The sequence below is a fragment of the Rhodococcus sp. NPDC059969 genome (genome assembly GCF_042738325.1).
Lineage (GTDB): Bacteria > Actinomycetota > Actinomycetes > Mycobacteriales > Mycobacteriaceae > Rhodococcus_F.
This window is the reverse complement of the sequence record NZ_JBHWUF010000012.1, coordinates 46,576-62,225: the sequence shown is the minus strand read 5'-3', so window position 1 is coordinate 62,225 and position 15,650 is coordinate 46,576. Positions and strand designations below refer to the sequence as shown.

Annotated in this window: 15 protein-coding genes; 1 reads left to right on the top strand and 14 read right to left on the bottom strand. The window is 64.0% G+C overall.

Annotation, left to right across the window (positions count from 1 at the left end):
• Positions 1-16: 16 nt before the first annotated feature.
• From ACFWAD_RS25750 to ACFWAD_RS25725, 6 genes are all read right to left on the bottom strand, one after another.
• Positions 17-1,216, bottom strand: a complete 1,200-nt coding sequence (locus ACFWAD_RS25750) for an acetate kinase (RefSeq protein ID WP_378548975.1) — start codon at positions 1,214-1,216, stop codon at positions 17-19.
• Positions 1,217-1,218: 2 nt separating this feature from the next.
• Positions 1,219-3,297, bottom strand: coding sequence for a phosphate acetyltransferase (gene pta, locus ACFWAD_RS25745; protein WP_378548972.1), 2,079 nt, complete (start codon positions 3,295-3,297; stop codon positions 1,219-1,221).
• Between the two features lie 146 nt (positions 3,298-3,443).
• Positions 3,444-4,457 (bottom strand): glucose-6-phosphate dehydrogenase (coenzyme-F420), encoded by a 1,014-nt coding sequence (gene fgd / locus ACFWAD_RS25740; protein WP_003944371.1) that lies wholly within the window; start codon positions 4,455-4,457, stop codon positions 3,444-3,446.
• 95 nt (positions 4,458-4,552) lie between these two features.
• Positions 4,553-4,900, bottom strand: coding sequence for a YidH family protein (locus ACFWAD_RS25735; protein ID WP_378548969.1), 348 nt, complete (start codon positions 4,898-4,900; stop codon positions 4,553-4,555).
• Entirely contained in the window at positions 4,897-5,370 is a 474-nt protein-coding gene (locus ACFWAD_RS25730) for an RDD family protein (RefSeq protein ID WP_378548966.1), read from the bottom strand. Before ACFWAD_RS25730 ends, ACFWAD_RS25735 begins: the two co-directional genes overlap by 4 nt.
• Entirely contained in the window at positions 5,370-6,077 is a 708-nt protein-coding gene (locus ACFWAD_RS25725) for a hypothetical protein (RefSeq protein WP_378548963.1), read from the bottom strand. Before ACFWAD_RS25725 ends, ACFWAD_RS25730 begins: the two co-directional genes overlap by 1 nt.
• A gap of 115 nt (positions 6,078-6,192) precedes the next feature.
• Here ACFWAD_RS25725 and ACFWAD_RS25720 point away from each other — a divergent pair, with 115 nt between their 5' ends.
• The gene (locus ACFWAD_RS25720; RefSeq protein ID WP_378548960.1) at positions 6,193-7,134 is read left to right on the top strand and encodes an alpha/beta hydrolase; all 942 of its coding nucleotides are present in this window, start codon (positions 6,193-6,195) and stop codon (positions 7,132-7,134) included.
• A gap of 29 nt (positions 7,135-7,163) precedes the next feature.
• On the opposite strand, the gene ACFWAD_RS25715 is transcribed toward ACFWAD_RS25720, so the two are convergent.
• The 8 genes from ACFWAD_RS25715 to ACFWAD_RS25680 are packed head-to-tail and all read right to left on the bottom strand — an operon-like array spanning position 7,164 to position 15,650.
• Positions 7,164-7,661, bottom strand: coding sequence for a nucleoside deaminase (locus ACFWAD_RS25715; protein WP_378537292.1), 498 nt, complete (start codon positions 7,659-7,661; stop codon positions 7,164-7,166).
• A 28-nt stretch (positions 7,662-7,689) separates the two neighbouring features.
• A complete protein-coding gene (locus ACFWAD_RS25710; RefSeq protein WP_378548957.1) occupies positions 7,690-8,832 on the bottom strand; it encodes an LLM class flavin-dependent oxidoreductase in 1,143 nt (380 codons plus the stop codon).
• Positions 8,829-9,653 (bottom strand): DUF1684 domain-containing protein, encoded by an 825-nt coding sequence (locus ACFWAD_RS25705; RefSeq protein ID WP_378548954.1) that lies wholly within the window; start codon positions 9,651-9,653, stop codon positions 8,829-8,831. The genes ACFWAD_RS25710 and ACFWAD_RS25705 overlap by 4 nt, the downstream gene beginning before the upstream one ends.
• Positions 9,650-11,020: an NtaA/DmoA family FMN-dependent monooxygenase gene (locus tag ACFWAD_RS25700; protein ID WP_378548951.1), complete on the bottom strand. Its 1,371-nt coding sequence runs from the start codon at positions 11,018-11,020 to the stop codon at positions 9,650-9,652. Before ACFWAD_RS25700 ends, ACFWAD_RS25705 begins: the two co-directional genes overlap by 4 nt.
• Positions 11,021-11,044: 24 nt before the next feature.
• Entirely contained in the window at positions 11,045-12,163 is a 1,119-nt protein-coding gene (locus ACFWAD_RS25695; RefSeq protein WP_378548948.1) for an LLM class flavin-dependent oxidoreductase, read from the bottom strand.
• Positions 12,150-13,772 carry a dipeptide ABC transporter ATP-binding protein gene (locus ACFWAD_RS25690; protein WP_378537279.1) on the bottom strand — a complete coding sequence of 541 codons (1,623 nt, stop codon included), beginning with the start codon at positions 13,770-13,772 and terminating at the stop codon, positions 12,150-12,152. The genes ACFWAD_RS25695 and ACFWAD_RS25690 overlap by 14 nt, the downstream gene beginning before the upstream one ends.
• The gene (locus tag ACFWAD_RS25685; protein WP_378537276.1) at positions 13,769-14,659 is read right to left on the bottom strand and encodes an ABC transporter permease; all 891 of its coding nucleotides are present in this window, start codon (positions 14,657-14,659) and stop codon (positions 13,769-13,771) included. The genes ACFWAD_RS25690 and ACFWAD_RS25685 overlap by 4 nt, the downstream gene beginning before the upstream one ends.
• Entirely contained in the window at positions 14,652-15,650 is a 999-nt protein-coding gene (locus tag ACFWAD_RS25680; protein ID WP_378548945.1) for an ABC transporter permease, read from the bottom strand. The genes ACFWAD_RS25685 and ACFWAD_RS25680 overlap by 8 nt, the downstream gene beginning before the upstream one ends.

Genomic DNA, 15,650 nt, shown 5'->3' with positions numbered 1-15,650 from the left:
TACAGTGTTGCCGGAACTACAGCGCGGCCACCAAAGCCTCTGCCGCACGGGCGATCGCCAATTCCTCGTTCGTGGGGACCACGAGTACCTCGACGGCCGAGGACGATGCGGAGATACGACGCTCGTTGCGACTCTTCGCCTCGTTGAGAGCCGGATCAACCTCGATCCCGAGACGGGAAAGCCCGGCCAGGCTGTCGCGTCGCACGTCGATGTTGTTCTCCCCGACGCCGCCGGTGAAGGTGATGACGTCGACGCCGCCGAGTTGAACGATGAAGGCGCCGATGTACTTACGCAGCATATGCACGTAGACGTCATACGCGAGTTTTGCGTCTTCGTCGCCGCCCTCGATCAGTGCGAGCAGAGCGCGGAAATCGTTGACTCCGGAGAGTCCCTTCAAACCGGAACGACGGTTGAGGAGGTCGTCGATCTCGTCGACCTTCATTCCCGAGTTGCGGTTGAGGTGCAAGATGATGCCTGGATCGATGTCGCCGCTGCGCGTACCCATGACAAGACCCTCGAGCGGGGTGAGGCCCATCGTGGTGTCGATAGCCTTGCCGCCCTTGATCGCCGAGGCCGAAGCGCCGTTTCCGAGGTGCAGAACTATCTGATTCAGTTCGGCCGGATCCTTGCCGAGGAAGTCCGCGACGCGGCCCGACACGTATTCGTGTGAGGTCCCGTGGAAGCCGTACCGGCGAATCTGGTTGGCCTTGGCCACGTCCCGATCGATCGCGTAGGTCGATGCTGCCGCGGGCAGCGTATGGAAGAACGCGGTGTCGAAGACGGCTACGTGCGGAACGTCGGGCAGTTCTTCGCGTGCCACCTCGATACCGATCACGTTGGCCGGATTGTGCAGCGGCGCAAGGTTCGACAGATCCGCGATGGCTTTCACGACGCCGTCGTCGATGAGCGTCGGCGAATAGAAGATGTCACCACCGTGCACGACTCGGTGACCGACGGCGATGATTCCGGCCTCGCTCAGCGGCCGCCCGACCTCGGCGACGATGTCGAGCACCATCTTCAGGCCCGCGCGGTGATCGGCGATCGGAAGGCTCCGGTCTTCGACTCCGGTGCGGTGGTTGTAGACGATGTGTCCGTCGGGTTCGCCGATGCGTTCGATGAGACCGTGCGCCACCGATTCCGCCGTATCCGGATGCACGAGTTGAAATTTGATGGATGACGAGCCGGAATTGATGACCAGTACGGTGCCGTCGCTCACTCTTACGCTCCCTGTGCCTGAATTGCCGTGATAGCCACGGTGTTGACGATGTCCTGGACCAACGCACCACGCGAGAGGTCGTTGACCGGCTTGTTCAGTCCCTGTAGAACCGGGCCGACGGCGATTGCGCCGGCGCTACGCTGCACTGCCTTGTACGTGTTGTTGCCGGTGTTCAGGTCCGGGAACACGAACACCGTTGCTTTGCCCGCCACCAACGAATCCGGCATCTTCTTGTCGGCCACACTCTGCTCGACAGCGGCGTCGTACTGAATGGGCCCTTCCACCAACAGGTCCGGGCGACGCTCGCGCACCAAAGCGGTCGCGCTACGAACCTTGTCGACGTCGGCTCCGCTACCCGAATCGCCGGTGGAGTACGAGAGCATCGCGATACGCGGATCGATCCCGAACTGCGACGCCGTCTGCGCCGACGAGATCGCGATGTCCGCCAACTGCTCCGACGTCGGATCCGGAACCACGGCGCAGTCGCCGTAGGAGAGAACGCGGTCGGCCAGGCACATCAGGAAGATACTCGAGACCGTCGAGACGCCGGGGGCTGTCTTGATGATCTCGAAGGAGGGCCGGATCGTGTGAGCGGTGGTGTGGGCGGCGCCGGAGACCATGCCGTCGGCAATACCCAAGTGCACCATCATCGTTCCGAAGTACGAGATGTCGGCGATCACCTCGCGGGCCCGCTCGATGGTCATGCCCTTGTGTGCACGCAGCGCGGTGTATTCCTGTGCGAAGCGCTCGGTGTACTCGGACTGCGCCGGTGAGAGTACCTGTGCGCCACTGATGTCCACGCCGAGTTCCGCCGCGCGTCGACGCACACTCGGTTCGTCACCGAGGATCGTCAGGTCGGCAACCTGACGTTGCAGTAGTCGACCGGCAGCGCGCAGGATCCGGTCGTCGTCACCTTCCGGCAGGACGATGTGCTTGCGGTCGTGTCGAGCGCGGTCGATCAGCTTGTACTCGAACATCTGTGGGGTCACAACGGACGGGATCGGCAGTGCCAGTCGGTCCATCAGGACGTCTGCGTCGACGCGCTGTTCCATCAAGCTCAGGGCGGTGTCGACCTTTCGCTGCGAACCGACTGCCACGCGTCCGCGGGTTTGGGCCGCGGCGCTTGCGGTGTCGAAAGTACCGAGAGTTGTGGTGAGGATCGGAAGGCGCTGTTTGAGGCCGGCCATCAACGCCGCGATGGCCGGGTGCGGTGTGATCCCGCCGTTCATGATGATGCCCGCGAGCGACGGAAATCCCTCCGCCTCATGAGCATTGAGCAACGCGAGCAGGACGTCCGAGCGGTCGCCCGGTGCGATCACGACCATGCCCTCGACGAGACGCTCGAGGATGTGCTCGGCGGTCATGCCGCCCACCATCACCTTCAGTGCCTCGCGGTGCAGCAGTTCCGGGTCACCCGAATACAACTCGCCGCCGGTGGCCTCCATCAACTCGGCCATCGTGGGTGAGACGAGTAGCGGAATCTCCGGCAGGCTCCACGTCGGAACACCGATGTCGGACAGCGCTGCGGTCACCTCGTCGAGCTTGTCGGGATCGCAACGGTTGGCGACGACGGCGAGCAGATGAGCGTGGTTGGCGGCCAACTCGGCAGCGCACAGGTGCGCGAGCTGGGCGACCTCCTCGACGCTGCGCCGAGCGCCGCGTACCGCGAGCAGGACCGGCGCCCCCAGGTTCACGGCGATGCGGGCATTGAAGCTCAGTTCGCTGGGGCTGGCGACGTCGGTGTAGTCACTTCCGATGATCACGACGGCGTCGCACTGCTCGGCCACGGTGTGGTACTTCGCGACGATGTCGGCCAGTGCGGCTTCAGGATCGGCGTGAACCTGCTCGTAGGTGACGCCGAGTGCGTCGGCGTAGGAGAGATCGGCGGTGGTGTGCTCGAGCAGGAGTTCGAGGATGTAGTCGGTTTCCTCGGTCGAGCGGGCGATCGGGCGGAAGACACCGACCCGGGCGACGGTCGCGCACAGCATCTGCAGCACGCCGAGCGCGATGGTGGATTTTCCGGTGTCACCTTCAGGAGAGGCGACGTAGACACTCGACACGGCAGCGGGCGCTTCTGGCATGCCCAACAGCCTAGTGTGGGCCTCCGCCCACCCTGCCACTGATCGTGGCCACGCTCACGCTCGTGCCGACAACCGGCAGCTACGAGAAAGACGAACGGTGCCCGCCACACGTCGAGTGGCAGACACCGTTCAGTTGATCTCGAGGATCAGCCCAGAGCACGCAAGCGGGGCGCAAGGTCACGCTCGAACAGTTCGAGGAACCGGCGCTGATCATGGCCCGGTGCGTGGAACACCAGGTGATTGAGACCGGCATCGACGTAGGCCTTGACCTGCTCGACGGCGTCGTCCGGATCAGAAGCGACGATCCAGCGCTTGGCCACCTGCTCGATGGGCAGAGCGTCGGCAGCAGCTTCCATTTCGATCGGATCCTCGATGCTGTGCTTCTGCTCCGGTGTCAGGGACAGCGGCGCCCAGAAGCGCGTGTTCTCGAGTGCAGCCTCCGGATCGGTGTCGTAGCTGATCTTGATCTCGATCATCTTGTCGATGTCTGCGACGTCGCGCTCGGCCTTGGCTGCGCCCTCGGCAACGGCTGGAAGCAGCTTCTCGGTGTAGAGCTCCATGCCCTTTCCGGAAGTGCAGATGAAGCCGTCACCGGCACGTCCCGCGTACCGGGCGACAACGGGTCCGCCGGCCGCGATGTAAACGGGAATGCCGCCCTCGGGAACGTCGTAGATCGACGCGCCGCGAGTGGTGAAGTACTCGCCTTCGAAGTCGACACGATCGCCCAGCCACAGCTCACGCATCAACCGCACGGACTCACGCAGCCGCGCGAAGCGTTCCTTGAACTCGGGCCACTCGCCCTGGAAGCCGGTCGCGATCTCGTTGAGAGCCTCGCCGCTGCCGACGCCGAGCATGATGCGGCCGGGGTAGAGACATCCCATCGTCGCGAACGCCTGAGCGATGACCGCCGGGTTGTAGCGGAACGTCGGCGTCATCACGGACGTGCCGATCTGCACACGCTCGGTGCGCTCACCGACGGCCGTCATCCAGGCGAGCGAGAACGGTGCGTGTCCACCGTTGTGGCGCCATGGCTGGAAATGATCGCTCACCGCAACGGAATCCATGCCGTGCTGCTCGGCCAGAACTGCCAGCTCTACCAGTTCGCGAGGGCCGAATTGCTCAGCCGAAGCCTTGTATCCGAGCTTGAGTTCCTGCGCCACCGTGCACTCCCTTGTCGTCTGTTTCGTGTACTTCTCTGACATGCTTCTCGTTCTTTGCAGACTATCCAGACACCGCAAGGACTTCTCTGCGTATCTCAGCGAGCGAGGCTGGTGACCACTGTCGCGATACCGGCAGCGACGGCAACCCCCGCCAACGCCAGGGCAAACAGCCACAGTGCGTGCGGTTCCGGCATCGCGGCTCCGTCCTCGAGCGCCTTCTTCACCTGTAGCCAGCGTCGCATACCTACCAAGGCTGCTGCCGCCGAGAGTCCGATCAAGATCAGACCGAGCGCCGTGCGGACCCACCCTGTGCTCCACTCCGGCACCAACTGGACGACGGCGATGCCGCCCGCCAGCAAGGCGAGTGAGCTACGCATCCAGGCGAGAAAGGTGCGCTCACTGGCGAGAGTGAAGCGTTCGTCCGGGCGATTGGGTTCGCTCATGCGTGCTCGCCTCCGTGCGGTGCAACCAGATCCGGGTCCTGACGCCAGTCGTAGACGACCTCGGTGCGTAGAACGATGTCCTGCAGCGATCGTCGTCGTCGATCGACCGCCGACCACAACAATCCGAAGGCGAAGAGTACGCAGAGCACGGCGCGGACGAACGCCAACGGCCAGCGCACGAGGCGATGCCCGGACGTGATCACGCGGAGCCCCATCACGAGGGAGCCGACGGTTCGGCCGGTGGTCGCCCAGCAGGCAGTCAGATACGCCACCGAGACACCGAGAAATGCCGTCGTGGACAGAAAGATTCCCGGTTCCGAGAACGTGAAACTCTGCGGTGAGAAGAGCAGTCGGACGAAGGCGAAGCCTACGTACACGGAACCCATCAGGAGCAGGACGACGCCCAGATCGATCAGTCCGGCGAGTCCACGGGTGACGATGCCGGCCGGGCCGGAACTCTCCTGGACCACTAGCGTTCGCCTGCGTTCGTGTCCGGATCGGTCTCGTGTAAGGGTGTTGCGTTATCGCGGCCGAACAGTCGCCCGACGAATCCCGCCACGGCGTCGTCCGCCTGCATGCCCTGCACCCGCGCTCCGTGCACGGCTTCCGTGGAGAGTGAGCCGGTCGATTCACGAATCATCTGCGGGAGGTCGACGCCCTCGATGACCTGGTCGGCGATCTTTACGAGGTCGATGCGGTTGACCTGGCGTTCGAGGTCGACGGTGTCGACTATCCCGTCGAGGTCGAGGCGATCGATCACCGCCTTGACGTCGAGGCGACTTGCGATCTCGTCCACGTCGACCCGGTCGATGATCGGTTCGAGCGAGACTCGCTCGGCAATCTTGTCCACGTCGATGTTTTCGGCGATCTTGTCGATGTCCACGTGGTCGACGACGATTTTCGTGATGTCGACTTCGGCCAGAGCAGCGTCGACGACAGCTTTGATCACCGTCCGCAGGGTGGAGTCGGCGAACTCCGCGGTCGAGCGAATCGCGTCCGTGCCGCGGGTGGTGACCTGGGTGATCGCGTCGTCGAGAGGGCCACCGAGTACGGGGATCCGCTGCACCGAATCAAGGGCGAAACCAGCGGTTCTGCGCGCCGCACCGGCCGTGATCGCAGCCAGCCCGAAGGCCAGCCGAATCACGTCGGATTCGGGGTGGTGCGACTGCGATCCCACGCAATTGTCTCCATCTTCTTATCGGACTGTTACCCGGACATTCGTCACTCTTCTTCGCATTGTGCCACTGTTGGAAGGCACAAATACGCTGTCCGGCTTGCGCCTGGGGGGAAATATGAAGACACGTCGTTTCACGGTTCGGCTGACGATGGCGGTGGCAATGGCTGCCGGCTTTCTCGGCCTCAGTGCGCCGACTGCGAGCGCGGATTCCGTGGTCAGTCGCATCGACGTCTACTCACCCTCGATGGACCGTTGGATCGCCAACGACGTGATCTCCCCGGCCGGCGGCGGCGCTGCCCCGACGTTCTATCTGTTGACCGGCGTCGGCGGCGGTGAGGACGGAATCTCGTGGTTCAACAACACCGGAGTCCGTGACTTCTTCAACGACAAGCACGTCAACGTGGTCATGCCGGTCGGCGGCAAGTTCAGCATGTACACCGACTGGAACGCCGACGATCCGGTACTCGGGCGCAACAAATGGCAGACGTACCTCACCAAGGAACTACCGGCTGCAGTCAACGCTCGGTACAACACGACCGGCGTCAACGCGCTCGGTGGTGTGTCGATGGCTGGTGGGCCGGTCCTGGACCTCGCGATCCAGTCGCCCGGCACCTACCGCGCCGTCGGCTCGTACAGCGGCTGCCCGCGCGCCGGCGACCCGCTCGGTCAGGCAGCGGTGCGTTCGATGGTCGAGATACTCGGCGGCGGAAACGCAGGCAACATGTGGGGGCCGTGGGGTAGCCCGCAGTGGGCTGCGCACGACCCGCTGATCAACGCCGAGAAACTGCGCGGTACAGCACTGTTCGTCTCGACCGGCAACGGACTTCCCGGCCCGGTGGACGGAATCAACTCACTGGCGATGGCTGCCGGGGTCGTTCCCGGCGCTGTGCTCGAAGGCATCACCAACATGTGCACTGCCGCATTGCAGGGTCGATTCAATCAACTCGGCATTCCCGCGACGTTCAGCTTCCGCCCCGAGGGCACCCACACCTGGGGACTCTTCGAAGCTGACATGCGTGCATCGTGGCCGATGATCGCGGGCGCTATCGGGGCGTGAGCCTCACGGCCCTCCTAAATGCCATGGCGTCAGGTGAGACTGCGCGCCCAGTCTCGCATCCCGGCGGGGCCAGTGCCAGTGGCGTATTCAGCGAACAGATTTCGCGCTTCGTCACGGCGGATGCCGCCGAGGACTTCACGCGGCTTACAGAAAAACGGAAGCTCCACAGGCGGCGCCCACAGCTGCACGAGTTCCGCCGCACCGTCGTTCGGGGATTCGAGAGCGAACCACACCCGAGTCACACCGAGCGTGATCGCGGCACCCATACACATGAGACATGGTTCGAGATTGACCGCCAATGTCAATTCACCCGACGCTCGAGCGAACCCGAGAGCCTCGTCGGCCTGCAAGAGCGCTTGAAGGTCCGCATGGACTACCCGTCGGCCGAGTGCCCGTTCTTGCGTATACGCCCGCCCGAGCACACGGTCGTCGTCGAACACGACTGCGCCGATCGGCATCTCCCCGAGCTCCATGCCCTCACGCGCTACGTCAAGAGCAACCGCAAGCGCATCTCGAGGTGCAAACATCACTCGACACTAATGGACCAAGGCAACCTCACGCTGCCAGTAGTGCGGGTAGTCCCCATTCCTTGGCGAGCAGTTCATACGAGCGCAGACGATCCTCGTGTCGATAGGTCACTCCGGTGATCACCAATTCGTCCGCCCCGGTGAGCTTCTGCAGACTGTCGAGCCTGTCGGCGACGGTGGTGGGCGAACCGACGAACTGCGTGATCAGCCGATCCTCCACCACTGCTTTGTCGGCGTCGGAAAGTGGGAGCGCCGTCTCCGGATCGGGATACGGGATTGCCCCGTGCCCGCTGCGGATGCTGTGCGTCCAGTGCCCGAACGTCGATGCCAACTCCCTGGCCGTCGCATCGTCCTCCGCGGCAACAACATCCGCGGACACGACGACGTACGGCTCGGAGAGAACTGCCGACGGCCGGAATGCCGCACGGTAAGCCTCGACCGCGTCGAGCGTACTCGACGGCGCCACATGGTAATTCGCACCGAACGGCAATCCGAGTCGTCCGGCGAGTTCGGCACTGGGGCCCGCGCTGCTTCCGAACACCCACAGTTCGACGTCGGCATTCTCGCCGGGACTGGCGTGCAATTCGATACCGTCGCGGGTGCGGTGGGTTCCCTTCAGGAGCGAGCGTATGTCGTCGACCTGCTGCTCGAAATCGGGCGCCTGCGCTCCCGGAAACGCCAAGGCCTCGAACGACGCCTGCAATCTCGGTGACGTGAGGAGCCCGGTCGGATCGAAGGGCGCCGGGATCACCACACCCTCACGTACGACGTTCTCCCGCTTCGATTCTGCGGGGGCAGTCGTCCCGGCAGCGACCGCGCGAAGTGCCTCCACCCGACGCTGTCCGCTGCGCCCGATGCCGAGATCGATACGACCCGGATACAACGCTTCGACGGTACCGAAGGCCTCGACCACCTGAGCCGCCGTGTTGTTGCCCAGCAGCACGGCGGCCGAGCCGACGCGAATGGTGTTGGTGGCGGCCGCGATCAGCCCGACAAGCACTGCTGGCGACGAAGAGGCAACACCGACGAAGTGGTGTTCGGCGACCCAGTAACGCTTGTATCCCCACGCTTCGGCAGAACGAGCGAGGTCCAGCGAGTTCCGCAAAGCCTGGCGGGCCGTTCCGCCCTCACTGATCGGCGAGAGGTCGAGTACGGACAGCGGCGCGCTCACCTCGGTCCGCTTTCGGAGCGGGTGTCCGGTGTCTTCTCGCCGGCTTCCACCGCGAACGCCAGGCGGTTCTCGGCGGGGGCCACCGGGCACGTCGCGTAATCGGTGAACGCGCAGGGCAGGTTCGACGCCCGATTGAAATCGAGGACTACCGCGCCACCGGGTTCAGGTGCACTCACGTGCAGCGAGCGGGCGGCCGGGTAGGTGGACACCCCGCTGGTCGCGTCGGTGAACAGGATGTGAAAGCCGTTGTCCTTGCCCGCGAACGCAATCAGAGTCCGAGTTTCTCCGTCGTGTTCGAAGCTGATGGTTCCGCGAGCGTCGTGATGATGTTCGAGGCGCTCGACGACCGCACCGGTCGTCACCGTGCGAGCCTCCTCGAAAGCTGTGAAGATACCGTCGATGCGCCACTGCAGGTTCGGCTCGAAGGTCGGGATACCACTGAACTGCGCCAATGCCGGGGCTGCCGAATCGTGGATCCGCAGGGCTACCTCGCCGGTGCGGCGGATGACCTCGACCAGACGTTCGCCCTGCTTGACGATCAGGCCCGGCGCCCCCTCGATCGGATTCAGGGTGGACGAACCGTCCACTGCGACACCGTCGATCGAGAGATCGTCTGCCGCCGTTGCGGTGACGACCACGGCATTCGCGTCGGCGCGCCATGCACCCGGAAGGTCTGCGAACGTGGAATCGGTGTCCACCAGCCAATGCAACGCAGTCAGGCTCAGCCAGCCGAGTGGTTCACTGAAGGTCGCGTCGCGCGAGGCGTGCCAGGCATTCCAATCGCCGGTGAAGGTGCTGGTGGACGTGTCGGTAACGGTCATGATGCGCGGACTCCTTCAGCCTGCTCGTGCGGGTGGCGCAGCCCGAGATGGCTGCGCAGAGTGGTTCCTGAGTATTCGGTCCGGAAACTGCCGCGGTCCTGCAGTTCCGGTACGACGGTGTCGATGAACTCGTCCAGTCCCGCGGGGGTGAGGTGGGGAACGAGGATGAAGCCGTCGCTCGCGTCGCCCTGGACGTAGCTGTCGATCTCGGCAGCCACCTCGGCGGCACTGCCCACGAACTGTTGGCGGGCAGTCACTTCGATGATGAGTTCACGGATGCTGAGGTTTTCGGCCTCTGCCTTCGCTCGCCACTGATCGGCGACCGCTCGCGGATCCTTGACGTGACGGACGCGTCCGCGAGTGATGTTGACGTCGTCCGACGGATCTTCCTTCGGCAACGGGCCGTCGGCGTCGTACTGCGAAAGGTCTCTGCCCCAAACCTGTTCGAGAAAAGCGATGGCAGTCTGAGGTCCGACCTGCTGCCGCCGGATGTGATACGCCTTCTCCTGTGCATCCGCTGCGTTGTCACCGAGGACAAAGGTGGCGGCGGGGAGAATCTTGAGGTCTGCGTGCGTGCGTCCGTACTTGGCCAGGCGCCCCTTCACGTCTGCGTAGAAGGCCTTGCCCGCTTCGAGGGTTCCGTGCCCGGTGAAGATGGCATCGGCCTTGGCGGCGCCGAACTCGCGTCCTTCGTCGGAGTCACCGGCCTGCAACAGAACTGGGTGCCCTTGCGGACTCCGCGGCACTTCGAAGCGTCCGGCGATGTCGAACTGCTTGCCGGAGTGCTGGAACTGGCCTACCTGCTGGTCGGTGGCAAAAACACCGCGTTCACGGTCGACGATCGGACGGCCGATGCTCCAACTGTCCCACAGTGTCCGTACTGCGTCGACCAACTCGTTGGCGCGTGCGTACCGCTCGGAATGCTCCAGGTAGCCACCGCGGCGGAAATTCTCGCCGGTGAAGGCGTCCGAGGAGGTGACCAGGTTCCAGGCGGCGCGGCCGTCGGAGAGATGATCGAGCGTCGAGAACTGCTTGGCCAACTCGTACGGTTCGTTGAACGTGGTGTTGATCGTCCCGGCCAGGCCGAGATGCGTTGTCACACCGGCAACCGCATTGAGAATGCTGAAGGTGTCCGGGCGACCGACCACGTCGAGGTCGTGAATTTTGCCCTGATGCTCGCGTAGGCGCAAACCCTCTGCGAGGAAGAAGAAGTCGAACAATCCGCGTTCAGCACTGCGTGCGAGGTGCTCGAACGAGCTGAACTCGATCTGGCTCTTGGACGCCGGATCGGTCCACACCGTGGTGTTGTTCACGCCGGGAAAGTGAGCGCCCAGATGAACTTGCTTGCGAATCCTGTTCTGTGTCATCGGTGTTCCTGTTCTTTACTCGCGCTACGCGAACTGATTGACGGGCAACTCGAAGCCCAACCGCTCGCGCAGAGTCGGGGCGGTACTCGGTCGCGGATTGAGAGTTGGCACTACGTCCGTCGCGATCTTGTCCACGGCGGCGGCCAGCGCCAGTGGACGCAGAACCACACCGTCGATCCCGGCGAGCCCACCGATCTCACGCAGCAGCGCAGTCAAACCCGCGCTGTCGCCGCGATAGAACAGCGAGTGCGGGGCATACGGCGCTCCCGCCCATTCCTCGAGTTCCGCCAAAGCGTCGTCGGCGGCACCGCGATCGGCTCCGAGAAGCACGTCGACATCGAGGAGCACTCTGACGCTGCGCCCGAGGGCAGCTGCACTCGTGTGGACCAGCTTGGCCGTAGCTTTGGCCTCGGCGAGGTCAGTTGCCGAAATCCGAATCAGATCTCCGCGCGCAACGACGAGTTCGCGGGCCTCCGGTCGACTCGCGTCGACGGAGATCAGCGGCTGCCCCTGAGGCGAGCGCGGGGTGATGGACGGGCCCTTGACGGAAAAGTTCTTTCCCTCGAAATCGATGTAGTGCAGCTTGTCCCGATCGATGAATCGTCCGCTCGCAGCATCACGTATCTCGGCGTCGTCCTCCCAGCTGTCCCACAGCCGACTGATCACCTCGACCGCCTCGGACGCTTCCTCCCACGCGGACTCCTGACCCTGCAATGCCTTTCGGCCGAACAACGCTGCCTGCTCGGTGGTGTCGGACACCGCGACCTGCCAACCGGCCCGCCCAGCAGACGAGTAGTCGATGCTCGCAATGGCCTTGGAAATGTGGAACGGTTCGGTGTGCGTGACCGTCGCAGTGGGGATCAGGCCGATGCGCGAGGTGACAGCACTCAGCCTCGCCGCAGTTGCCACGGCCTCCAACCTCCCCCGCACAGCGTGCTGGCCTTCGGATTGGAGCCCGAAAGAATCGGGGAGGAACGCCAGATCCACCCCACCCCGATCCGCGGCGGTCACCAGGTCCACCCAGTACGACGGCGTGAACAGATCTTCGGCGCGCGAATCCTCGCGTCGCCAGGAGTACGGATGAGCTCCGGTGCCCTCGAATTCGAGGCCGACCAGGAATGCTCCGGAACTACGCTCGGACATGTTCGGCCTTTCCTGTCGAATGATCCCGCCCGGGGATCGCGTCGAGAAGTGTGCGTGTGTACTCGTTTCGGGGATTGTCGAAAATCTCGGCGGTAGTGCCGATTTCGAGCAATCGCCCAGCTTGCATGACGCCGACTACGTCGCTGATCTGGCGAACTACCGCCAGATCGTGGGAGATGAAGAGATAGGTCAGGCCCAGTTCTCGCTGCAAATCGTCGAGTAGCGCCAGGATCTGCGCTTGAACCGAGACGTCGAGAGCGGATACCGGCTCGTCGAGAACGAGTAGATCCGGCTTCAGAGCGAGCGCGCGAGCGATCGCCACCCGCTGACGCTGGCCGCCCGAGAGTTCTGCCGGCTTGCGGCTCAGGAACTGCTCGGGCAGCGCAACCTGATCGAGCAGCTCGGCGGCACGGCTCTGCTGCTGGGTACGTCCACCAACCTTGAAGGCCCGCAGCGGCTCTGCCACGATGTCTTGGACGGACAGTTTCGGGTCGAGTGATGCATAGGGGTTCTGGTACACGAGCTGAATCTTTCGACGCAGCTCGCGCAGGCCGCTGCCCTTGACCTTCGTGATGTCCTGTCCGTCGAAGGTGATGGTGCCGGCGTCCGCCTGCTCCAATCGCACGGCAATGCGGGCGGTGGTCGACTTGCCGGAACCTGACTCCCCCACCAGTGACACCGTCTGGCCCCTCGGAACAGTCAGCGATACTTCGTTCACCGCGGTGATCGAACTCCCGCGGCCGACGTTGAAACGCTTGGTGATTCCGGTCAGCGTCAGCAGCGGGCTCGTGTCCTGACGGACCGGGCGATCGACCGGTCCCGAGGACAGGCTTGGCGCAGAGTTCAGCAGCTTCTTCGTGTACTCGTCTCGCGGGTCTCCCAGAATATCTGCGGTGCGGCCGGATTCGACGATTCTGCCCCCCTGCATCACCAGGATCCGGTCCGCGCGGTCTGCGGCCACACCCAGGTCATGCGTGATCAGAAGCACGGCGGCACCGGATTCGGCGATTCGCTCGTCGAGATGGTCGAGAATGCGTCGTTGAACCGTGACGTCCAGAGCACTGGTCGGCTCGTCGGCGATGATGAGGGCCGGGTTCGCCACAAGAGCGATACCGATCAGAACTCGTTGCCGCATACCGCCGGACAGCTCGTGTGGATACTGGCGTGCCCGGATCTCCGGGCGATCGATACCCGCGCGCTCGAGCACGGCGACGGCGTCCAACCGCGCTGTGCGCCGGTCGGCGAGGCCGTGGATCCGCAGGACTTCTGCAACCTGGTCGCCGATCCGAGTCACCGGGTTGAGCGAGGTCGTCGGATCCTGCGGCACCAGACCGATACGAGCGCCGCGGATTCTCTGCCACGCGCGGTCGGAGTACGAATCGATTCTGTCGCCTTCGAACTCGACGCTTCCGCCCGTGACGTGGCCGCTACCGGCGAGCAGGCCCAGTATCGCGTGGGCCGTCGTCGACTTTCCCGAACCCGACTCCCCCACCACCGCAACCACTTCGCCGCGGCCGACGGTGAAACTCACACCGGATACCGCGGGCTCGTTGCCGTAGGAGATCTGCAGGTCGGTGACGGAAAGCAACTGTTCCTCGGTCGTGCTCATCGCCGGTTGCTCCTTTCGATCTCGTGGCCGATACGGTGCGCCGAGATGACCACGGCGACAATCGCGAGACCGGGAAGTGTTGTCATCCACCAGGCATTGGCGAGGAAGTTGCGCCCCTCGGACACCAGCGATCCCCATTCCGGGGTAGGCGGAACCGCGCCGAATCCCAAGAAGCTCAGTGCCGACACTGCAAGAACTGCCTGCCCGAACTCGACTGCGGACAGCGCGACCACGGGCGCGTACGAGTTGGGCAGCACGTGCCGACGCAGGACACCGAGCCACTGCACGCCCGAACTGAACGCGGCCTCGACGTACTGAGCGCCGCGCACCCGCATCACTTCGGCACGCATCACTCGCGCAAAATTGGCGACCATACTGACGCCGACAGCGATGGCGACGTTGATGGTGCCGAAGCCGAGCGCGGTCACCAATGCCAACGAGAGCAGTAGCGCCGGAATGGACAGCAGGACATCGACGATGCGCATCAGAACTGCGTCGACGACTCCGCCGACAAATCCCGCAAGCAAACCGATGATCGATCCTGCCACCAACGCGATTCCCACCGCTACCAAAGTCGCGGTCAGGGACAGCGCGGCGCCGTGTACGAAGCGTGTGTACAGATCACGCCCGAGGTTGTCGGTTCCGAACCAGTGAGCCAAGCTCGGTCCCTGCAGTTTGTCCGCCGGGACGCCGGACAACGGATCACCGCTGGCGAAAAACCCAGGCGCGACGGCAAAGCCGATGGCAAGCAGCACGATCAGCACCGGAATGACCAGACCGGGCTTACGGATCAAACCGATGGCAGTCGACCTTCGGCGCGAAACGACTGGTGCCTTGGCCTCGACGCGTGGATCGAGCAGTAAGGGTTCGATCAATGTGTCAGACATGGGCCGGCTCCAGATCGGTCGAGCTTTCGGTATTCGAGTTTTCGGCATGTGTCTTCTTCGCCTGAATGATTCGTGGATCGATCAGGGGGTAGAAGAGGTCGACCGCGAGGTTGACGAGCACGAAGACCAGGGAGGCGAACACAACGACGCCCTGCACCACCGGGATGTCCTGCGCCATCACCGACGTCTGGGTCAGACGGCCGACGCCCGCGCGGGAGAACACCGTTTCCACGACCACCGAACCAGCAAGCAAAGTTCCGACCAGCACTCCGGCAATGGTGAATGCCGGAATGCTCGCCAGTCGCAACGCGTGACGGGTCTGCACGCGCCAACGGCTGGCGCCCTTGGCATAGGCGGTCTCCACGTGCGGCGAACGCAGCGTCGACTGCAGGCTGGTCGTGAGGACCTGCGCGATCACCGCGCCGGTCGGGATCGCCAGCGTGAACGCCGGGAGAACTACCGTTGCGAATCCCTTGTCCCCGAATGCGGGGAAGATGTGCAGACGGAACGAGAAGAGTTGCAGGAGGATCAGACCCACCCAGAAGGTGGGCACAGCCACTCCCAGAGGCGGCAGCGAGAACAACAGGTTCGCCAGCCACCGCTTGCGGGTGTAGGTAGCGAAGAACGCGATCGCCACTCCGAACAGCACGGCGAGAACCAAAGCCGTGGTTGCCAGCACCAGGGTGCTCGGCAATGCCGAGAAGATGGCATCCGTTACCGACTGACCGGTGGAGATCGACGTACCGAAATCGCCGCGAAGAGCATTGGTCAGCGACGTCCAGTACTGCACCCACACCGACTGGTCCAAGCCGTATCGTGCCCGAAGCTGATCGAGCGCAGCCTGATCCACTGCAACACCCTGCCCGGACGAGTCCGCAGCCATGCTGACCGGATCGCTCGGCAGGAGGAACAGAATCACGAACGAGATAGTGAAGGCGGCCCACAGGACAACCGCGGCCTGGCCCAGTCGGGTGAGTACGTATCGAGTCAT

Coding starts and splice junctions, on each gene's coding strand:
- pta (WP_378548972.1), bottom strand. CDS start 3,297: ATGCCAGAAGCGCCCGCTGCCGTGTCGAGTGTCTACGTCGCCTCTCCT.
- ACFWAD_RS25735 (WP_378548969.1), bottom strand. CDS start 4,900: ATGAGCGAACCCAATCGCCCGGACGAACGCTTCACTCTCGCCAGTGAG.
- ACFWAD_RS25720 (WP_378548960.1), top strand. CDS start 6,193: ATGAAGACACGTCGTTTCACGGTTCGGCTGACGATGGCGGTGGCAATG.
- ACFWAD_RS25715 (WP_378537292.1), bottom strand. CDS start 7,661: ATGTTTGCACCTCGAGATGCGCTTGCGGTTGCTCTTGACGTAGCGCGT.
- ACFWAD_RS25705 (WP_378548954.1), bottom strand. CDS start 9,653: ATGACCGTTACCGACACGTCCACCAGCACCTTCACCGGCGATTGGAAT.
- ACFWAD_RS25700 (WP_378548951.1), bottom strand. CDS start 11,020: ATGACACAGAACAGGATTCGCAAGCAAGTTCATCTGGGCGCTCACTTT.
- ACFWAD_RS25695 (WP_378548948.1), bottom strand. CDS start 12,163: ATGTCCGAGCGTAGTTCCGGAGCATTCCTGGTCGGCCTCGAATTCGAG.
- ACFWAD_RS25690 (WP_378537279.1), bottom strand. CDS start 13,772: ATGAGCACGACCGAGGAACAGTTGCTTTCCGTCACCGACCTGCAGATC.
- ACFWAD_RS25685 (WP_378537276.1), bottom strand. CDS start 14,659: ATGTCTGACACATTGATCGAACCCTTACTGCTCGATCCACGCGTCGAG.
- ACFWAD_RS25680 (WP_378548945.1), bottom strand. CDS start 15,650: ATGACTCGATACGTACTCACCCGACTGGGCCAGGCCGCGGTTGTCCTG.